Origin of the sequence: Gordonia westfalica (genome assembly GCF_900105725.1) — a bacterium.
Lineage (GTDB): Bacteria > Actinomycetota > Actinomycetes > Mycobacteriales > Mycobacteriaceae > Gordonia > Gordonia westfalica.
In genome coordinates, this window is the sequence record NZ_FNLM01000034.1 from 3,732,357 (window position 1) to 3,753,603 (window position 21,247).

A 21,247-nucleotide genomic window follows, 5' to 3' on the forward strand; every position below is an offset into this window, starting at 1 on the left:
TTTGTTACGCTGAGCACAGGCTTTTGCCGTGAACAGGATGTGAAGACATTGCGTCCGACCGGATCAATCGGGGCGTCCTCGCTCTGACGGGGAGGTACGTGTGGCTGAGACACGATCATTCACGCTGTTCGACGATCTGGAGCTCCACATGCAGTTCGCGCCGGTCTGCCGGCTGTCGGACGGCGCCCTGGCCGCCGTCGAACTGCAGCTCCGCGGACCCGCCGGAACCCGACTCGCGACCGCAGCCGCCCTCAAACGGGCCGCGCGACTCGTCGAAGAGCATCCGGTCCTGGACGAACGCAAACGTCAGATGGCCGCCACCCCGCGCGCCCAGTCGTTGGCCAAGATCCTCCCGCTGCTGGTCAACCTGGATCTCGAGCTGATCGACAACCTCGACGACGACACCGCGCGCACGCTCGAGCGCCACGTGATGGTGATCATGCCGGATGCCGTCGAACGCAGCCCGCAGCGCACTCTGGCCCGAGTCGCCCGTGCCCGCGCCGCCGGCAAGATCATCTGCGTCGACGGCCTGGTCCGCAGCGAACATGCGGCAACCCTGCTGTCCCTGGTCGAACCCGACATCATCGTCACCGGCGCGGAACTCCTGGCGAAGCAGGCCACCGCCGACGCCGCACAGCTCGCGCACGCCCTGGCCGCACACACCGAACGCAGCCACGCCGTGGTCATCGCCGAGGGCGTCGACGACGAGCCGAGCCGGGTGACCGCCCAGACCATGGGTGCGGCCTTCGGCATCGGCGATCTGTATCCGCCGGTGTCCGACCCGGCGGTGCTGGCGACGCGGACCGTCGTACCGCTGCCCGAGATGCCGGTGTGGACCACCCCCGGCCCGGACAAGTCGACCCCGTACCGCATCGCGTCGACGTCGATCGAGCCGCGCCTGGGCAACAAGAGGCTGCTCATCGAGATGAGCAAGGCGCTCGAGCACCAGGCCGCGATCGGGGGCGCCGCCATCGTCCTGGGCACCTTCCAGTTCGCCGAACACTTCACCGACCGCACCGCCAAGCGGTGGCGGGAGATGTCGGAGAAGACCGGTCTGGCCGGCGTCTACGGCGTCGGACTCCCGGACGTGCGGGACGGCAACGTGCATCGCGCGCCGCTGGACCCCGAGGACGACCTGATCAACGAGTGGAATGTGGCCGTCCTCGGCCCCCACTTCGCGGCGCTTCTCGCCGCCCGCGACCAGCACGATGCCGGACCCGACCTGGAACGCACCTTCGAGTTCGTGCAGACCTATGACCGGATGACCGTCACGCAGGCCGTTCACTCGATCCTCACGCGGTTCGCCTAGTTCCCGGCGGCAGTGCTCGATTTGGGAATGTCACAGCATCGCTGACTACGATGCGCCTGTGCCGAAGTCGCCTGGAGTGTCCGAGTCAGACGAGCCATCCGTCGGCGCCGATGTCCCTGCGGAGCGGTCTTCCGGCCGTTCCTCCCGCACCGTGGCGATCGTGGCCGCGGTTGCCGGACTGGTCGCGGTCGTCGCCGGTGTCCTGACCCCGTTTCTGCCGGTCAGCACGTCGACGGCGTCGATCACCTGGCCGGGAGGCCAGGAACTGGGCGCGGAGTCGGCATCGGTCACGGCACCGCTGGTCGCGCAGACCGCGCGCGACGTACGGATCACCATCCCGTGCGGGGCCCTGGCGAGCACGCCCGACGATGCCGCCACGACGGTCCTGTCGACGATGCCGGCGAATGCCACCAAGGCGCGTGAGAACGGTCTCTTCGTGGTGGCCGACGCCGCGAACGTGACCGTCTCGGTCCGCAACAAGATACTTGCGTCGGTGCCGCGCTCCGCCCTGGGCGGGTGTTCCGAACTGCGCTTCTTCTCCGACGCCACGACGACCGGCGCCCAGTTCGTCGGATTGCCGCCCGGGGCCACGTCGGCCGGTGGCGGCGACGTGGGCCTGGCCGAACCGTCGTCGAATCCGCAGGTCGCCGGCGTGTTCACCGCGCTGACCCCCGAGCAGGTCCGGGCGTCGGGGATCGACGTCCGGATCGAGATCGACGACCGGTTCGCCTCGTCACCGTCGGTCATCAAATGGCTGGTCATGATCGTCGGGATCATCGCGGCGATCGTCGCGCTGGTCGCCGTCGGCCGGCTGGATCGCCTCCACGGCTATCACCGTCGCATCGGCGCCAAACTGCGCTGGCGTTCGGTCCTCCGTCCCACGCCCACCGACATCGGCGTCACCCTGACGCTCGTCGTGTGGCATTTCCTCGGCGCGGGTTCCCCCGACGACGGCTACATCCTCAACATGGGCCGCAACGCGGCGGACGCGGGCTACCTGTCCGACTACTACCGCTTCTACGGCATCCCCGAAGCCCCGTTCGACTGGTACTACAGCTTCCTCGCCTACTGGTCGACGATCTCGACCACGGGCCTGTGGATGCGCCTGCCGTCGCTGATCGCCGGCCTCGCCGCGTGGTTCATCCTCAGCCGGGTGCTGCTGCCTCGTCTCGGTGGCGCCGTCCGGCGGTCGCAGTGGGCGATGCTCACCGGCGCCGCGGTGTTCCTGGCGTTCTGGTTGCCGATGTGTTCGGGCCTGCGCAGCGAGGGCATCATCGTGCTCGGCACGCTGCTCACCTGGTGGGCGGTGGAGGTCACCGTCTCGACGCGCCGCATACTCCCCGCGGCGCTCGCCGCGCTCACCGCGCTGCTGACCCTGGCGCTGGCTCCGCACGGTCTGGTCGCGCTGGCCCTGTTGATCGCCAGCGCACGGCCCATGCTGCGCATCCTCGTCCGCCGACGTCGTGAGGACGGTCTGCTGCCGCTACTCGCACCCGTCCTCGGCGCCGGTGCGCTCGTCGTGATCGTCGTGTTCCGCGACCAGACCCTGGCGACAGTGTTCGAGGCGATCCGCATCCGCTACTCGGTCGGCCCGACCCTCGCCTGGTACCAGGAGCTGCTGCGCTACTACTTCCTGGCCGTCAACCACTCCGACGGCGCGCTCGCACGACGCATCCCGGTGCTGCTGTTCGCCGTGTCGATGTTCCTCGTGCTCGCGATCATGTTGCGCCGCAAGAGGATCGACGGCGTCGATCCCGGTGCGGTGTGGCGCGTGCTGGGTGCATCGCTGCTGACGATCCTGCTGCTGTCGTTCACGCCGACCAAGTGGACGATCCAGTTCGGCATCTTCGCCGGCCTCGGAGCCGCGCTGGCCGCGGTCGCCTGCGTCGCGATCGGCCAGGCAGCGAGTCGGACGCTGCGCAACCTGTCCATCCTCGTCGCGGGTCTGCTCGTGGCCTGTGCCGCGGCCGCGGCCGGCAAGAACGCGTGGCCGTGGCCGTACAACTTCGGCATCGCCTGGTTCGACAAGGCGCCGGTGATCGCCGGCATCCAGGTGTCGACGGTGCTGCTCGCGCTGGCCGTCGTCGCGCTGGTGTTCGCGATCTGGCAGCACCTGCGCATGGACTTCGTCGACGAGACCGGTCTGGCGCACGCCCAGGGTGCCGCACCGGCCGGCTGGCGTGTCGGTGTCGCCTCGGCGCCGATCGCGGTGATCGCGCTCCTCATCGTGGTGTCCGAGCTCGCGGTGTTCGCCAAGGCCTCGGTCAGTCGTGCCGACACCTTCACCGTGCTGTCGGCCAACCTCGACTCCCTGCGCGGCAACACCTGCGCGATGGCCGACGCCGTACTCGTCGAACCCGACCCGAACCGCGGCATGCTGGTTCCCGCCGACGGTGTGTCGGCCTCGGCGGCGCTCGCCGGTCAGTCGTCCGGATTCGGCCCCGACGGTGTGAAGCCCGACCTGACACCGCAGGCCGGCGCGCAGAAGCCGGGCGTGATGAACACCTCGGCGGACCTCTCCAAGACGTTCGTCGTCTACGGCTCGAACCCCGGCACGACGGGCGGCGTCGGGCCGCGGGGCGTCAACGGCAGCACCGCCGCGCTGCCCTTCGGGCTCGACCCGGCGACCACCCCGGTGATGGGCAGTCACGGCGACACCAGCGGCCAGGCGTCGCTGACCACCGACTGGTACGAGCTGCCCGCCCGGGGCTCCTCGCCGCTGATCGTCATCACCGCGGCCGGCGCCGTGGCCACCCTCGACCGTGACGGTGTCCCGATTTTCGGGCAGACGCTCCAGGTGCAGTTCGGACGGGAATCGGCCGGCGGGTTCGAGACCGTCGGCGCGCCGGCGGTCCCCATCGACGCCGAACGGACCAATCGGCCGTGGCGCAATCTGCGCATCCCGACCGACCGCATCCCCGACGGCGCGACCGCGATGCGGATCGTGGCTCGCGACAACAACCTCGACGCCGATCAGTGGCTGGCCGTCACGCCGCCCCGCGCACCGGTCCTGGAGACCCTGCAGGACGTCGTCGGGTCCACTGATCCGGTGCTCATCGACTTCGCGGCCGGTGCGGTGTTCCCGTGCCAGCAGCCGATGACCGCGCGCGACGGCATCGTCGACATCCCCGAGTGGCGAATCCTGCCCGAGTCGTGGATCGCCAACTCGCAGTCCAAGACCTGGATGGCCGCCGAGGACGGCGGTCTGTTGACGACGGTCGAGGCACTGACCCGGCCGTCGACGCTGGCGACATATCTCGACAACGACTGGTATCGCGAGTGGGGCAACCTGCAGCGACTGGACCCGCTGGTGCCGGCTGCCCGGCCCGCGGACGTGATGACCGGTTCGGCGACCACCTGGGGATGGTCCCGACCCGGCCCGATCAGGGTGGTGCCCGAAGATGACTGACCGTACTGACGTCCGACCCGACGGCGAGAGCACGCCGGCCGACCAGCCCGGGCGGAACCACGAGGGGACGGCTCCCGCGAGTTTCGCCGAACGCCATGCGGGGCAGGCACGGATCGTCGCGATGGTCGCCGGCGCCGTCGGCATCCTGCTCGCACTGCTGAGCCCGTTCCTGCCGGTCGACTACACCAAGGCCGAACTGACGTGGCCGCAACAGGGTTCGGTGGCCAACGTCGCCGCTCCCAACGTGTCGTTCGTGCCGGTGTCGATGGACATCACCGTCCCGTGCACGCTCGCACAGTCGTTACCCGCGAGCGGCGGAGTGCTGCTGTCGACCGTGCCGGAGGGCGGCGCGGAGGCCGGCAAGGTGGGCCTGTTCATCCGCGCCACCGCCGACTCGATCCAGGTCGTTCAGCGGAATGTGGTGCTGCTCAACACACCTCGTGACGCGGCCCAGACCAACCCGAACTGCCGGATCGTCGTCGATGCCGACACCACCGGTTCACGCGGAGCCATCGAGGGGTTGCCCGACACCGAGGGTGCGGTGCACCGCTTCGACATCGACGACCCCAACGCGCGGCCGCAGATCATCGGCGTCTACTCGAGTCTGCCGCCGAACGTGTCCACCGAAGGCCTGTCGTATCGGTCCACCATCGACACGCGATTCGTCTCCACCCCCACCGATCTCAAGTTCTGGCTGCTCGTGGTCGGCGTCGCGTCGACGGTGCTCTCGCTCCTCGCGCTGGCCGTCCTAGACGCCCGCGACGCACGCGGACACCACAAGATCTTCCCGGCCGGGTGGTGGCGCATCCGGCCCGTCGACGTGTTCGTCGCCGGCATCCTGGTGATCTGGCTGTTCGTCGGCGGCAACACCGCCGACGACGGCTACCAGGTCACCGTCGGCCGGGTGGCGCGCGAGGCGGGCTACCTCGACAACTATTACCGCTACTTCGGTGTCCCACAGGACCCGTTCGGCTGGCACTACCAGTACCTGTCGCTGTGGATGGAGGTCAGCACCGCAACCCCGTGGCTCCGGTTGCTGCCGTTCATGTTCGCGCTGGCGTCGTGGTGGCTCATCAGCCGGGCCGCCATTCCCCGTCTCGGACGGGCGGTTCGCGAGTCGGGCCCGGCGATGTGGGCCGCCGCCCTGGTCTTCCTCGCCGTGTGGATGCCGTACAACAACGGCCTGCGCGTCGAACCCCTGATCGCGCTCGGCGCTCTGTTCACCTGGGTTGCCGTGGAGCGTGCCATCGCGACCGGCAGGTTCTTCCCGCTCGCCGTCGCGATCGTCTCGGCCGCGTTCACCCTGACGATCCATCCGACCGGCGTCATCGCCGCCGTCGCGCTCATCGCCGGAATCCGGCCGCTGCTGCGGCGTTTCATGACGCGCCGCAAGCGCGACGGATCGTGGCCGCTGCTGCTGCCGATCCTCGCCGCCGGCCTCGCGGTGATGTTCGAGATCTTCGCCGACCAGCCGCTGGCCCCGATCCTCGAGGGCGTGTCGGTGAACGGGCAGGTCGGCCCCACCAACAAGTGGTGGGAAGAGCCCATGCGTTACTACATGCTGATGAACCCGACCGCGGACGGCGGAATCGCCCGTCGGTTCGGTGTTCTCATCGTGTTCGCCTGCTTCATCCTGGTCGTGGTGATGCTGCTCAGCAGGCGCCGCCTACCCGGCATCGCCACCGCACCCACCTGGCGTCTGCTCGCCATGATCGCGGGTTCGGTGGTACTGATGGCCTTCCAGCCGACCAAGTGGACCCACCAGATGGGCGTGTACGCCGCGATCGGCGGTGCGCTCGCCGCGGTCGCCACGGCTTGCGCCGACCGTGCCATCATGCGCAGACGCCGCAATCGGACGTTCTTCGCCGCGGCCTGCGCCTACGTGCTGGCACTCGCGTTCTCCGGGCGTAACCAGTGGTGGTACGTCGGCAGCTACGGCATCCCTTGGCGTGACGCGGTTCCCGAGGTCAAGGGCATCCCCCTGTGGTCCGGCATCCTCGCCGTCGCCATCGCTTTGACCGCACTCGGCCTGTGGCAGCATTTCCGGGACGACTATGTCGACGACGCGGTCCGGACCGGTGCGTCCCGCTCGGGGTTCGCCCGGCTGCGCAGCCCGTCGATCATTGTCGTGTCGTCGGTGATGCTCGTGTTCACGCTGGTGTCGTTCGCGAAAGCCGATTGGACGCAACGGAACTCATGGTCGTGGCTGAGCTCCAATGTGAATGCGCTGCGCGGCGAACCCTGCGCACTCGCCCACGCCGTGCTCGTCGAGAGCGACCCGAACACCGGCTTCCTGACGCCCGCACGCGTTGCCGGACAGAGTGATCCCACACCGGGCGCGGCCCTCGCCGGCCCCGACATGGTCGGCTTCGACCCGAACGGCGTGGCGTCGGATCTGTCCGAGGCATCCGAGGAGGAGTCCGACGAATCGTCGTCGGGCACCGCGACAGCGCAGGTCGACCGCACCCAGTCCGACCCCACCACCGAAGGCAGCACCGAGGACGACACGCGTTCGAGCGACACCGCCGGCGGCCGGACGGCCCGGGCAGGTGTGAACGGGTCGATGGTCCGACTCCCGTTCGGATTGTCACCCGCCCGGACACCGGTCCTCGGAACGTACAACTCCCCCACCGGAACCGGGCGCCTGACGTCCGACTGGTACCAGTTGCCCGCACAGCGCTCCGAGGATCAGCCTCTGGTGACGATGTCGGTCGCCGGTCAGGTGGAGTACGTCGACGACCTGGCCGTGACCCGGCCCGGGCAGCGGGTGCGCCTGCAGTTCGGCCGCGTCTCCCCGGACGGTACCGTGGCGCCCGCCGGGCAGATGATCCCACTCGACATCGGCGGAGCCCCCGAATGGCGCAACCTACGATTCCCGCTCGATCAGGCACCGCCCGGGGCGACCGTGGTTCGCGTTCTCGCCGAGGACAACTCGCCGTTGCGCGACCAGTGGCTGGCGGTGACCCCGCCCCGCGTGTCGACGATGACGGACCTCAACTCGCTCGTCGGCAGCCAGGACCCGGTCCTCATCGACTGGCAATCCGCGCTCGCCTTCCCGTGCCAGCGTCCCGCCCAGGTGAAGAACGGTGTCCTGGAAACCCCCGTCTGGCGTATCGCACCGGACCGCGAGGGTGAGCGGGTGAACTCCCAGCGCTGGATGGACGGCGACTACGGCGGCCCGCTGGGCATCATCGAGAACGAGTTGTACCCGCGCGTCCTCCCGTCCTATCTGCGCAACGACTGGGCCAAGGACTGGGGCATGCTCCAGAGTCTCACCCCGATCCTCCCGCAGACCGACGCGGAGCTGACCATCACCACCGACACGCGTAACGGGCTGTGGACCCCGGGGCCGATGCGGGCGATCAAGAACTAGCTGTAACTCTTGGGGAGGTTGTGAACGGCGTGGTGCCGGTCAACAGGTGAGGGCCTCCGGTATCGATGTGGTTACCACACACACGCCGATCACCAAGAGGCCCTCATGACCCACCGTAATGCCTTCCTCACCGAACGTGGCCGTCTGACCCTGGCTCAGTGCGTCGTCGACCAGGGTTGGCCTCTACGACGGGCCGCCGAACGGTTCAACTGCTCACCGGCCACGGCCAAGAAGTGGGCCGACCGCTACCGGCAGACCGGTGAGCCCGGCATGGCAGATCGGTCCAGCCGCCCCTACCGGTCACCCCATCAGCTTCCCGTGCGCCGGGAACGTCGAATCATCAAGTTGCGGTTCCTGCGTCGCTGGGGCGCTGCACGAATCGCTGCGCACCTGCGGCTAGCAAAATCGACCGTTGAGGCGGTGTTGCGCCGGTATCGGATGCCGCTGTTGCGTCACCTCGACCAGGCCACCGGGCTTCCGGTACGCCGGACACCGCCACGACGCTACGAACACGACGCTCCCGGCGACCTGATCCACATCGACATCAAGAAACTCGGCCGCATCCCCGAAGGCGGCGGCCACCGCAAACTCGGGCGCACGATCGGCAACCGGCACAACAAGAAACACCGCCCGGGGTACGCGCCTCTGCACCACGCCGTCGATGACCATTCCCGGCTGGCATACTCCGAGATCCTCACCGACGAACGCAAAGAGACCGCCGCGCAGTTCTGGGACCGCGCCAGCGCCTTCTTCAGCCAACATGGGATCACTGTGAGACGAGTGATGACCGACAACGGCGCCTGTTACCGCTCAAAGGTTTTCGCAGAATCTCTCGGCGCCGAGATCAAGCACAAGAAGACCCGTCCCTACCGTCCGCAAAGCAACGGCAAGGTCGAACGATTCAACCGCACCCTGGCCTCGGAATGGGCCTACGCCGAGTTCTACAGCTCAGAGACCGTCCGCGCAGCCACCTACGACGACTGGCAACACCACTACAATCACCACCGAGCCCACACCGGCATCGGCGGACTCACCCCGATCGAACGCCTACACGTTCACAACCTGCCCGGGTCTTACAACTAGCGCCCACCGCAAAACCCACCCTTTTTCGGCAGATCCTCCCCCTCGCGAAGGGGAGGGTTTGCCGAAAAAGGGTGGGTTTGCGGATGGTTGCGCGCGCGGCGCTAGATCGGCATCAGGAAGTGCTTGCGCGGGGTCTTGAGGACCTGCTTGTCGCGCAACTGCGCCAACGCCTTCCGGAGCTGCAGACGGGTCTCGGCGGGTTCGATGACCGCGTCGACGTAGCCGCGTTCGGCAGCGAGGTACGGGGTGGCCATCATCGTGTTGTAGAAGTCGATGAAGTCGCGACGGACCTTGTCGGCCTCGGCGGCCGAGAGACCCTCCGTCTGGCGGCGGGTCAGCACCGCCGCGGCCGATTCGGCGCCCATGACGGCGATCTTGGCGGTCGGCCAGGCGAAGTTGATGTCGGCACCGAGGTGCTTGGAACCCATCACCGCGTAGGCGCCGCCGTAGGCCTTGCGCAGCACCACGGTGACCTTGGGGACGTCGGCCTCCACGTAGGCGTAGAGGAAGCGACCCGACCGGCGGATGGTGCCCTTCTGCTCCTCGGCCAGGCCGGGGAGGATGCCCGGGGTGTCCACGAGGAACACCAGCGGGATGTTGTAGGCGTTGCAGATACGGACGAAACGCGTTGCCTTCTCCGACGAATCGGTGTCCAGCACACCGGACATGACGCTCGGCTGGTTGGCGACGACGCCCACCGACCGGCCGTCGACGCGTGCGTACCCGGTGATGATGTTGGGCGCGAACAGTTCTCCCACCTCGTGGAAGGCCCCGTCGTCGAACAGCCGGATGATGATGTCCTTCATGTCATAACCGGCGTTGTCGTTGTCCGGCATGAACTCGTTGAGCGACAGATCTGACTCGGTGATCTCCGGCTCGAGTCCCGGATTGATCACCGGCGGTTGCTCATACGCGCTCGAAGGCATGTACTGCAGGTACTCGCGGACCCACTCGAACGCGCCCTTCTCGTCGGGCGCGATGTGGTGGATGTTGCCCCAGCGAGCCTGGTTGTGGGCGCTGCCCAGGTCCTCGGCGGAGATCTCCTCGCCGTTGACCTGCTTCAGCACGTCCGGCCCGGTGACGAACATGTACGACTTGTCCTCGACGGCGACGAGGATGTCGGTGTTGGCCGGGGTGTACACGGCACCGCCGGCACACTTGCCGAGGATCACCGAGATCTGCGGCGCGAGACCGGAGAGCAGGTCGTTGCGGCGACCCATCTCGGCGTACCAGGCGAGCGAGGTGACCGCGTCCTGGATGCGGGCGCCGGCCGAGTCGTTGATACCGACCATCGGGCAACCGATCTTGCCCGCCCACTCCATCAGCGACGCGACCTTGCGGCCGAACATCTCGCCGACGGTGCCGCCGAACACGGTCTGGTCGTGCGAGAAGGCCGCCACCGGGCGTCCGTGGACGAGGCCGTGGCCGGTGACCACACCGTCGCCGTAACCGCTCTCCGCGGCGCCCGGCATCTTGGCGAGCGCACCGATCTCGACGAACGTCCCGGGGTCGAACAGCATGGCCAGGCGTTCGCGCGGGGAACAGATCCCCTTCGCGGCACGCTTGGCGACGGCCTTCTCCCCTCCGGGTTCGCGAGCGGCCTCCAGCTTCTGCCGGAGGTCGGCGAGCTTGCCTGCGGTGGTGTCAGTCACGGTCCTTCACTTTCTACGCGACCACGATGTCTCGTGAAGCTACTTATTACCAAGCCGTCCGAGACGCGTGGCCAGATCGGCACCGATCTTGGCGATGAACGGCTCGTCGACGATCGACAGGTGGTCGCCACCGATGTGGATGATCTCCAGGTCGTCGACGACCTCGCCCCATCGGCCGTCCTCGTCGATCTCGGCCCATTGCGGCTCGAGTTCGATCGCACCGGCATGCATCTTGTCCGCGCGGTACAGCACGACCTTGCCGTCGTACGGTTCCGGCGCGATGTTGCTGAGGACACGGTTCTCGATGAACGAGGTCCGCTGATGTTCGATGATGCCGCCCGGGATCTTGGTGCCCGACATCGACATCATCTCCATGATGATCGCGAACTGTCCCTCGTCGTCCGCCTCGACGAGCCGCTCCATCGGGATAGGCACATCCGGGTCGAGGTCATAGTTGCGGATCGCGAAATCCTTCCACCGCTCCAGGCGGGCCCGCTTGGTGTCGGGGGTCTCGGTCATGTCCTCGCGGGGGCGCACGACGTCGATCAGACCGACGAAGGCCACGTCCTCACCGGCTTCGCGGAGAACCTGGGCGACGCCGTAGGCGAGCGCACCGCCGAACGACCAGCCGACCAGCACGTACGGCCCGTGCGGCTGCAGTTCACGCAGACGCGGGATGTACTCGCGGACACGGTCTTCGATCGTTCCCTCGACACCACGGTCGAAACCGATGACCGGCTGGTCCTCGGGCAGACGCTTGAGCAGCGCCTCGTAGGCCGAGGTGTTGCCGCCGGCCGGGTGGAACAGCAGGATCGGGGTGGGGTCGCCCGCGGCGGGATCGTAGACCTTCTTGCCCTCCGGCACCAGACGCAGGTAGCGCAGGAATCCGTCGGTCGACGCCCCGGCATCGAGATGCTCGCGAACGTAGTTCGACATCTCCTCGATGGTCTCCGAGTCGAGGATGTCCTCGACGTCGATGTCGCCGCCGGTCCGCTCGTTGAGGCGATCGGTCAGCTGCTGGGCCGTGTCCTCCGACAGCACCGGCAGCTTGTTGAAGATGCCGCCCGCCGACGTCTTGGTCACGACCGCGTAGGTGCCGAACGTCAGACGCTCGGCCGCATCACGCGGCGGCACATCCGAACCCGCTGCCTCGGCGACCGCCTTCTGCGAGGTGATGTCGGTGGTCGCCGTCGCTGGTGCCGGCGTCGTCACCGGCTCCGGGGACTCCTCGATGACCGGAACAGCCGAGGTCTCGTCCTTGGCGTTCTGCTCGTCGATGTAGGCGTTGAGCGCCGCGGTGTCGAGTTCACCTCCGCTGCCTGCATTCTCGGCGAGATCGTCGAGCTGGTCGCGGTGGGTGACCGCGAACTCGACGAACTTCTGCACATCGGCGAGATTCGCCTGGCGCATCGCCTGCAGCTGCAGCTGCGGGATGTCGAACTCGTACTCGACGCGGTTCTTGATCCGGACCGCCATCAGCGAATCCAGACCCAGCTCGATGAGCGGGATCTCGCGCGGCAGGTCCTCCGGGTCGTAACCCATCGACTCGCCGACGATGATCGCCAGGCGATCGCCAACGGTCTCACCGGATTCCGGATTCCACTTGTTGCCGATGTCGTCGACGACCTCGTCCTCGACGATCACCTTGTCGTCGGCGAAGACGGCGACACCGGACTCGGCGGATGCTGCGGGCGCGGTGGACACCGAGCCGGCGGTCTCGTCGAGGTCGCCGGTCACGACGGCCTCGAACAGCAGCCGGAAGTTCTTGTCCGCCTTGACGTGCAGACTCACCGACGCGCCGCCGGGATGCGGGCTCAGCGTGGTGGTCACGGTGCCTGCGGCGGGGATCTCGCCGTGCGAGACCGCCGCGCCGACCGAAGCGTTGGTCAGCACCTGAGCAGCTGCGGCGTGAACCAGCTCGCGCGGATCGGTGACGGCGGTCGCGTTGACCTCCCAGGCATGGCGACCGTCGGGCAGTGCGACATGCGAACCGGGAATCCGGCTGGCCGAACCACCCGAGGCGACCTGCGCCTTCAGCCAGAATTCCTTGCGCTCGAAGCGGGTTCGGGGGACGGCGGCGTATCCGCCGGTACCGAACAGCGACGCGACGTCGACCGGATGGCCGTGCACATACAGCTTCATCAGCGCGTTGACCAGCCCGAAGCTCTCGTCTTCCTTGCGACGCAGCGTCTCGATGAGCTCGGCGTCGTGCAGGCCGGCCGAGAAGGTCACGGCCGCAACGGAGATCAGGACCGCCGGGTTGGGCGACAGCTCCAGGAAGGTGCGATGACCGTTCTCCACGGCCTTCGAGATGGCCTGGCTGAACCACACGCTGTGGCGAAGACCCTTGAGGAAGTAGTCGATGGTGTGGACCGGCTCGTGCCCAGGGCGGTAGAACACCTCGCGGTCGACCGAGCTGTAGAAGCCGGTGGTCAGACGCTGCGGCTCGATGCCGGTGAGCTCATAGGAGAGTTCGCCGAGGATCGGGTCCATCTGCGAGGTGTGGCTCGCGCCCTTGGTCTGCAGCTTGCGTCCGAGTTTGCCTTCGGCCTCGGCGCGCGCGACGATCGCGTCGACCTGCGACTCCGGCCCGCCGATGACGGTGTGCGTCGGTGCCGCGTAGACACAGATCTCGAGGTCCGGGTAGTCGACGAGGACGTCGTTGATGTCCTCGGCACTGTATTCGACCAGCGCCATCAGGCGGATGTCGTCGCCCTGCAGCATCGACTCACCCTCGCCCATCAGGCGCGAACGCTGGCAGATGACGCGGGTCGCGTCCTCCAGCGACAGGCCGCCGCTGATGTAGGAGGCCGAGGCCTCGCCCATCGAATGCGGCACCAGCACACCGGGTTCCGCGCCGTGGTGGCGCAGCGTGTCGGCGAGTGCGACCTGGATGGTGTAGATGCCGACCTGGCTGGTCTCGATGCCGTAGGTCTGCTCGTCGTCGAGGAACATCTCGGCGATCGAGTAGCCCAGCTCGTTCTGGATGTACTGGTCGACGCGGTCGACGTACTTCGCGAAGATCGGGTTCTCGGTGTAGAGCTGCTTGGCCATCTTGCGATGCTGCGAACCGAAGCCCGACAGCAGCCACACCGCCGACGCGGAATCCGGCGAATCCGACGAGTACACAAGGGGATTGCCCTTGCCGTCGGCGATCGCCCGGACACCGGCGATGGCGTCGTCATGGGTCCGCGCCATCACCACGGCACGCGAACGGCCGTGATTGCGGTGCGCGAGCGCGCGTCCGATGTCGGCGAGCGGGGTCGCACGGCCTTCGTCGGATTCGAGCCATTCGAGCAGGTCGGCCGCGGTCTTGCGGCGACGCGAGGGCAGGAAGCCGGAGATCACCAGCGGCACAACCGAACCCTCGACGGCGCAGGGCGCGAAGCCCTCGGCCGGGTCGACCGCGGTCTCGGCGACCTCCGGCTCGACGTTCCGCGCCTGTGCGGCCAGCACGGCGCGCTCGGCCTCGGTCAGGAATTCGTCGTCGTCGGTTTCGACAGGCTCAACCAGCGGAGAAGGCGGCTCAACCAGCGAAGAGGTCCCCGTAAGGGATTCCGTGGCCGGGAGTTCGGCGGCTCCCGCGTCGACCTGGACCGTCTCCGGCTTCAGGTCGCTCGGCAGGACCTCACGCACGACGACGTGGGCGTTGGTGCCGCCGAAGCCGAAGCCGGAGATGCCGGCGATGGCGTGACCCGAGTAGCGGGGCCACTCGGTGGTCTCCGGGATCACCTTCAGGTGGGTCTCGTCGAACTGGATGTACGGGTTGGGCCCGCTGTAGTTGCGCGACGCCGGGATCACGCCGTTGCGCAGCGCGAGCACGACCTTGGCGATGGCGCCGGCTCCCGCCGCGGACTCCATGTGGCCGTAGTTGGTCTTCACCGAACCGAGGAGCATCGGCTTGTCGGCGTTGCGCCCGCGTCCGACGACGCGTCCGAGCGCGTCGGCCTCGATCGGGTCGCCCAGGATGGTGCCGGTCCCGTGGGCCTCGACGTAGTCCACCGTGCGCGGGTCGATCGAGGCGTCGGTGTACGCCGAGCGCAGCACGTCGACCTGGGCCTCGGGGTTCGGGGCGGGCAGGCCGTTGGAACGACCGTCGGAGTTGACGGCCGAACCGGCGATGACCGCGAGGACGTCGTCGCCGTCGCGGCGGGCGTCGGCCATGCGCTTGAGCACGACGAGGCCGCCGCCCTCGGCGCGGATCATGCCGTCGGCGTCGGCGGAGAAGGCCTTGATGTGCCCGTCCTTGGCCTGCGCGCCGATCCGGTCGAAGCCGAGGGTCGCGGCCGGCGTGATCAGCATGTTGACGCCGCCGGCGAGGGCGACGTCGGATTCACCCGTACGCAGGCTGCGGACCGCCTGGTGGATGGCGACCAGCGACGACGAGCACGCGGTGTCGATGGCGATCGACGGTCCGCGGAAGTCGTAGAAGTAGGAGACGCGGTTGGCGACGATGGCCGTCGAGGTACCGGTCAGCGCGTAGGCCGCGGTGTCCTCGGCGCCCTCACCGAGGCCGAGGGTCGCGAGGAGCTGGTAGTCGTTGGTCGAGGTGCCGATGAACACACCGACCGGGGCGCCCTTGAGGTCGCTCGGCGGGATGTGCGCGTGCTCGAGTGCCTCCCAGGTGAGTTCCAGCGCGAGCCGCTGCTGCGGGTCGACCATCTCGACCTCGCGCGGGCTCATCTGGAAGAAGTCGGCGTCGAACGACCGGACGTCGTCGAGGTAGCCGCCCTTGATGTTCGACGACTCGAGGATCTCGGCGAAACGCGGATCGGAGGTGAACTCGGTCCAGCGACCGTCCGGCAGGTCGGAGATGCCGTCGACCCCGCCGATGAGCGCCTCCCACGTCGATTCCGGGGTGGAACCGGACTTGGGGAAGCGGGTCGACAGACCGACGATCGCGATGTCGTCGTCGGCGCTGCGCTCGCGCTGCCAGAAGGTGTCGGCGGTGTCGTCGAGTCCCTCGTCCGGGTCGCCCTCGATGATGCGCTGGGCCAGAGAGGAGATGGTCGGGTGGTTGTAGACCACCGTGGCGGTCAGGATGACCCCGGTCTTGTCCTCGACGTCGGCGGCCAGCGCCACGGCATCGCGCGAGGACAGTCCGAGCTCTTCCATCGGGCGGTCGACGTCGATCTGGCCGACCGGCACACCGGTGGCCTGGGACACCCATTCGCGCAGCCAGTCCCGCAGTTCACCGACGGTGAGGTCACCGGCGGTCTCTCCCGGGGTGGCCTCACCGTTGGTTGATGCAGTGGTCGCGTCGGCGGTTGCTCCGTCTACCGAACCTGGGGTCTCGAGGGACGAATCGCCGGGCACATCGGTGCTGCGTGACTCGTCGGTATTCAGTTCAGACATCGCTTCCAGACTACTGCTCTCGTCGGCACCCGAGCCCGGGTGCCGGGTGACTGTTGTGGACGATCACCGACGCCGCGGCCGTGAACGGGTGCTCGAGACGCGCTATTCCGCCGCGTCCGGGAACGCCGTCTGCTTGTAGCCGCCGCGCAGGCTGCCGTCGATGTAGGCGGCGCGGGTCGCCCGGCGGGCGATCTTGCCCGACGAGGTGCGCGGGATCGAACCGGCGGGAACCAGCAGGACGTCGCGGGCCATGACGCCGTGACGCTGCGCGATCGCGGCACGCACGGTGTCGGCGACCTCCTGCGGGTCGGCCTTGCGACCGGGTCCGCGCTCGGCGACGATGACCAGCTGCTCGGACGCGTCGTCGGGGTCGGGGGTGAGACCGCTTCCGGCGAACTCGAAGACCACGGCGGGCAGCTGGTTCGCCGGCACCGAGAAGGCGGCGACGAAACCCGGACGCAGCGCGGTGCTGGCCTCCTGGGCGCTGTACTCGAGGTCCTGCGGGTAGTGGTTGCGTCCGTCGACGATCACCAGGTCCTTGACGCGACCGGTGATGTAGAGCTCACCGTCGAGCCAGACGCCGTAGTCGCCGGTCCGCATCCACATCGCGTCCGCGGGAGCACCCTCGGAGTGGCTGTTCTCCGCGAGCGGCGCGACCAGCTTGTTGTGGAAGGTCTCCTCGGTCTCGGCCGGCTTGTTCCAGTAGCCGGCACCGATGTTGAGGCCGTGCAGCCAGATCTCGCCGACGTGACCGTCGGGCTGTTCGGTCGCGGTCTCGGGGTCGACGATGGTGGCCCACTGGCTCACCGCGACCTGACCGCAGGACACCTGCGCAACGGCGTTCTCCGCGTCGGCGTCGACGATGGTCAGCTTGCCCGCGTTGAGGTCGTCGCGGTCGACGTAGATGACCTTCGCCTCGTTCTCGCGCTGCGTGGCGGAGACGAAGAGGGTGGCCTCGGCCATGCCGTAGCAGGGCTTGATCGCGGTCTTCGGCAGACCGTAGGGGGCGAATGCCTCGTTGAACTTCTTCATCGAGCTGACCGTGACCGGCTCCGAGCCGTTGATCAGACCGATGACGTTCGACAGGTCGAGTTCCTCGCCCTCCTTCGGGAGGCCGCGCGCGGCGGCGTGTTCGAAGGCGAAGTTCGGGGCCGCGGCGTAGGTCTCCGCGCCGTCGGCGGCCGCGGCGAGTTCCTTGATCCAGCGGCCGGGCCGGCGGACGAATGCCTGCGGGCTCATGATCGTGATGTAGCGGCCGCCCAGTGCGGGCAGGATCACGGTCAGCAGACCCATGTCGTGGAACATCGGCAGCCAGGTGACGCCACGAGCGTTGCGGCCGATCTGGATGGTGTCGGAGATCTGCAGCACGTTGGCGGCGACCGCCTCGTAGGTGATCTCCACGCCGGCAGGCACCCGGGTCGATCCGGAGGTGTACTGCAGGTAGGCAACCGTCTCGCGGTTGTGGTCGCGTCCGGCGACCGGGGCGACCCAGCTCGAACCCACCGAGTCGGGCACCGCGTCGACGGCGATGACGCGCGGGCGCTCCTTGGCCGGCAGCGGCGCGAAGAAGTCGCGGACCGCTTCGGCGGACTTGGTGGAGGTGAGGATCGCCGTCGGCTTGCAGTCGCCGAGGACGGCGTGCAGGCGATCGGTGTGACCGGGCTCATCGGGTGAGAACAGCGGCACGGCGACGTTGCTCGCGTACAGCGCGGCGAAGAATCCGATCACGTACTCGAGCGACTGCGGCGCGAGGATGGCGACACGGTCACCGGGCTTGGTCACCTGCTGCAGGCGTGCGGCGACAGCGCGCAGGCGCTTGCCGAACTGCGCCCAGGTCAGGTCCTGGGCTTCACCGTCACGCTCGCGGCTGTAGTCGATGAACCGGTAGGCCAGGGTGTCGGCCTTCTCACGTACGTTCTGTTCGACGTAGTCGACAAGCGTCGCTTCCTCGGTGAAAGAGATGTTCCCCGTCTCATCGAGAAAGTCTTCGAGTTCAGTCTTCAGCATTCATTACTCCTGTGGCCCCCTCGTGGACTCCCCCACGCGAGTGCAGTTCCCCGGTGACGGCCTTCGGCAACGACACTCGGCAGTTCTGCCATCCACGTCCTGTGCCGACCGCGGGATACGGTAGCGCACGTCCAGTTACACAACGAAAAGCTCACGATCGTCATGCTCAGCTTTGAAAAAGCGTACGTCGGCTGAGCGACGCACACCCTCGGGTTGACGACCCACCACCTCGCAGTTCACTCGCGAGACAGACGGTCATCCTACTCCCCCTTCAACTGGGCCAGAACGGGCGCAAACGCGTCCATCTGGGTCGGGAACACCCCGACGTAGGACATGCTCGTCCGCCGGCGAACCTCGCGGATCTGATCCGCGATCTCCTCGAAACTGCCGATCGCGATGTACGGCGAGGACAGCACGTCGTCGACGGTGAACTCGGTGTCATGCGCGATGTTCGGCGGATAGCCCTGCTCGAGGGCTTTCAGCGCCATCTCGGCGGTTGCCACGCGATCGTCGGTGATCACGATGACGGCGATGGTCCAGTTCAGCTCGATCTCGTCGAAACGATCACCCGCGGCCTGGCGGATGCGGTCGACGCGTTCGGCCGTCTTCTCGATGGTCATGTCCGACAGCTTCATCTTGCCGTCGGGCGTGGTGCCCGGCGCCACGGAGATGATGTCGGCGTGCTTGGCGGCGAGCGCCAGCATCTTGGGGCCGCCACCGCCGACCGCGATCGGCGGCCGCGGTCCCTGACGGGGTCGCGGGCTGCCCTCGAGGCCGTTGATCTGGTAGAACTCGCCGTCGAAGTCCACGGTCTCGCCGCGCATCAGCCCGTCGAGGATCGTGAGGGCCTCGTCGAGCCGACGGATGCGGACACCCGGGGACTCGAACTCGATCCCGGCCTTGTCGAATTCTTCCTTCATCCAGCCTGCGCCGATGCCGAGTTCGAGTCGTCCCTTGCTCAGCACGTCGATGGTGGTGGCCTCCTTCGCCAGCAGCGCCGGATGACGCCAGCCGTTGGCCAGCACCGACGTCGCCAGGCGGATGGTGCTGGTGGCCTGGGTCAGCGCTCCGAGCGCGGCCAGCGGACCGACCTGGTTGCCCAGGTGATCGGGCACCGCGAAGGTGTCGTAGCCGTACTCCTCGGCGGTCTGGGCCAGCTTGACGAACTTGCGGGCACCACCCTCGTCCTTGTTGCCCTCGCCACCCGCACCGAATCGGAACCTACGCAGACCGGAGGAGCTGCCACCCGCATCGTTCGGGGGTTGCGTCATCGCTGTCCTCTCCTTGTTCCGGCCGTCGTGGGACGCCATGCGGCATCTCCTGTGTCGTCGCCCGGATGACGTCCGGGCCAGCCCAACACGTTAATGCAGCGTGACGGCCCCGCAAAACGAATCGGTGGTGTTGGCAGCAGGGTTACAGCCAGTTGACAGACTGTGCGCCGCCGAGAGGTCAGTTGTGCTTCGGACGCGGAGCGTCGTCGATGAGGTCCTTGGACCAGGTGTACATCCATTGCGTCGCGGTCCGGCCGTCGTTCTCCCAGTACCGCGTCGTGGCGTACATCGCGTGGATCGGGTTGCTCGCGGCGTTCGCCAGCTTCGACACGGCGGCGAGCGGATTGACGACCGTCGGCGAATCACAGATGAGATCGCCTGGCGCACAGATGGACTGCACGCGGTCCTCGAGATCGCCGAATCCGCCGTCGCGCGGACCGGTCATGGTGATGCCGGGGACGATGTTGCCCATGCCCCCGAGCGCGATCTCGGCACCGACTCCGTCGGGGCTGGGGGCCACGTCGTTCTGCTTGCCGGGCTGGCGCCGGCCGTCGGCGATCAGGCCGACGCCGAGAACGAGATCCTGGTCACCGTCGGCGAGCACACCCCGGCCGTTGCCGATGTTGCTGGCCAGATCACCCGCGATCACCGCCCCCTGGCTGAAGCCCATGATCACGTAGCCGGTCAGCGGACAGCGCTTGTTGGTGTTGATGATCTTGCCGGCCGCGCGCTTGTAACCCTGGGTGCGCGAGACGTTGTAGTCGGCCTGTCGATCGGCCAGATTCGTCGGATTCCGGAACTGCGCGGTATAGGGCACCGTGTAGATCTCGGTCCGCGACGAGTCGTACTGCTGCGAGAGGGCCCGTGAGACCCGCAACATGAGCGAGTTCGGGTTGGCCGTCGGCGAGTACGGGTCGTCGGCGGCGCTCGACTCCCAGGTGCCGGGGATCACGACCGTCAGCACGTCGGGACAGTCCGCGGGCTGCGCCTCGGGACGTTCCTTCGACGGCGTCGACGGCGGCTGGGGTCCGATCGGCGGGAGCGGACCCGGCTTCAGCCACACCAGGACCAGCAGGACGATGAGCACGATCGCGATGACCGCGAGCGCGAGCAGGAACAGGGCGAACTTACCCATCCGCCGGGCGGGGCCCTTCCGAGCGCGGCCCGCGGTGCGTCTGGCCATCACGTCAGCAGTAGTGCTGTTCTGCCGCGCGGATGACCTTGTCGGCCTTCGAGTTCGCCTCTTCGACGGTCTTGGTGCCGGGACCCACGGACGCGGTGACGAAGGCCTTCACCATGCCCGGGTCGGTGCCCTTCTGCTTGGCACCGCACACGTACTTCGCCATGGTGAGTGAGACCGAGTTGTCGCTGTCGCCCATGAAGGTGACGTTCTGCGCCTTGAGCGCCCCGAGGTAGGCCTTGGCCTTGGCGTCGAGCGGCGCACCGCTGGGACCCGGGAAGTTGTCCGGGACCTTGGTGCTCGGGTTCGGCTCGGTCTCGGGCAGCTTCGAGGTGTTTCCCGACGGCGCGGCCGAGGCCTCGGTGGCCGGGTCGGCCGACGCCGAAGCCGACGCAGGCGTGGACGATCCCGCGGCCGAGTACAGCGACGTGGTGGTGACCGGATTGCTGGTGATCGGTGCACTGGCCGTCGAGTCGTCGGAGCAGGCCGAGATCGAGCCGAGCGCGAGCGCGAGGCCTGTCGCGGCCAGCACCAGCCGAGCGCACTTCGTTGTCATCGCCACTTCCTGTCGAACCTTCTATCCAGCCGGACGCGACGCAGTCGGGCAC

At 67.9% G+C, this 21,247-nt stretch carries 10 protein-coding genes; 4 read left to right on the forward strand and 6 right to left on the reverse strand.

Features of this window, described 5'->3' with window-relative positions:
- Positions 1–100 precede the first annotated feature (100 nt).
- The 4 genes from BLU62_RS22655 (at position 101) to BLU62_RS22670 (ending at position 9,174) form a co-directional block, all read left to right on the forward strand.
- Positions 101–1,309, forward strand: a complete 1,209-nt coding sequence (locus BLU62_RS22655; protein WP_074852172.1) for a DICT sensory domain-containing protein — start codon at positions 101–103, stop codon at positions 1,307–1,309.
- A 151-nt stretch (positions 1,310–1,460) separates the two neighbouring features.
- Positions 1,461–4,718 carry an arabinosyltransferase domain-containing protein gene (locus tag BLU62_RS22660; RefSeq protein WP_084811932.1) on the forward strand — a complete coding sequence of 1,086 codons (3,258 nt, stop codon included), beginning with the start codon at positions 1,461–1,463 and terminating at the stop codon, positions 4,716–4,718.
- Positions 4,711–8,091: an arabinosyltransferase domain-containing protein gene (locus tag BLU62_RS22665; protein WP_074852174.1), complete on the forward strand. Its 3,381-nt coding sequence runs from the start codon at positions 4,711–4,713 to the stop codon at positions 8,089–8,091. Before BLU62_RS22660 ends, BLU62_RS22665 begins: the two co-directional genes overlap by 8 nt.
- A 105-nt stretch (positions 8,092–8,196) precedes the next feature.
- Positions 8,197–9,174: an IS481 family transposase gene (locus BLU62_RS22670; protein ID WP_074852175.1), complete on the forward strand. Its 978-nt coding sequence runs from the start codon at positions 8,197–8,199 to the stop codon at positions 9,172–9,174.
- 101 nt (positions 9,175–9,275) lie between these two features.
- On the opposite strand, the gene BLU62_RS22675 is transcribed toward BLU62_RS22670, so the two are convergent.
- The 6 genes from BLU62_RS22675 to BLU62_RS22700 all read right to left on the reverse strand — a co-directional run bounded on the left by BLU62_RS22675 (position 9,276) and on the right by BLU62_RS22700 (position 21,195).
- On the reverse strand, positions 9,276–10,826 hold the full coding sequence (locus BLU62_RS22675; RefSeq protein ID WP_074852176.1) for an acyl-CoA carboxylase subunit beta: 1,551 nt from the start codon (positions 10,824–10,826) through the stop codon (positions 9,276–9,278).
- Positions 10,827–10,865: 39 nt separating this feature from the next.
- The gene (pks13, locus tag BLU62_RS22680; protein ID WP_074852177.1) at positions 10,866–16,181 is read right to left on the reverse strand and encodes a polyketide synthase Pks13; all 5,316 of its coding nucleotides are present in this window, start codon (positions 16,179–16,181) and stop codon (positions 10,866–10,868) included.
- A gap of 102 nt (positions 16,182–16,283) precedes the next feature.
- Positions 16,284–18,188, reverse strand: a complete 1,905-nt coding sequence (fadD32, locus tag BLU62_RS22685; RefSeq protein ID WP_074852178.1) for a long-chain-fatty-acid--AMP ligase FadD32 — start codon at positions 18,186–18,188, stop codon at positions 16,284–16,286.
- A 260-nt stretch (positions 18,189–18,448) separates the two neighbouring features.
- Complete coding sequence (locus BLU62_RS22690) at positions 18,449–19,459, reverse strand: LLM class F420-dependent oxidoreductase (RefSeq protein WP_074853151.1); 1,011 nt, start codon at positions 19,457–19,459, stop codon at positions 18,449–18,451.
- A 178-nt stretch (positions 19,460–19,637) separates the two neighbouring features.
- Positions 19,638–20,645 carry a cutinase family protein gene (locus BLU62_RS22695; protein ID WP_074852179.1) on the reverse strand — a complete coding sequence of 336 codons (1,008 nt, stop codon included), beginning with the start codon at positions 20,643–20,645 and terminating at the stop codon, positions 19,638–19,640.
- A 1-nt stretch (position 20,646) separates the two neighbouring features.
- Positions 20,647–21,195 (reverse strand): DUF732 domain-containing protein, encoded by a 549-nt coding sequence (locus BLU62_RS22700; RefSeq protein ID WP_074853152.1) that lies wholly within the window; start codon positions 21,193–21,195, stop codon positions 20,647–20,649.
- Between the last annotated feature and the right edge of the window lie 52 nt (positions 21,196–21,247).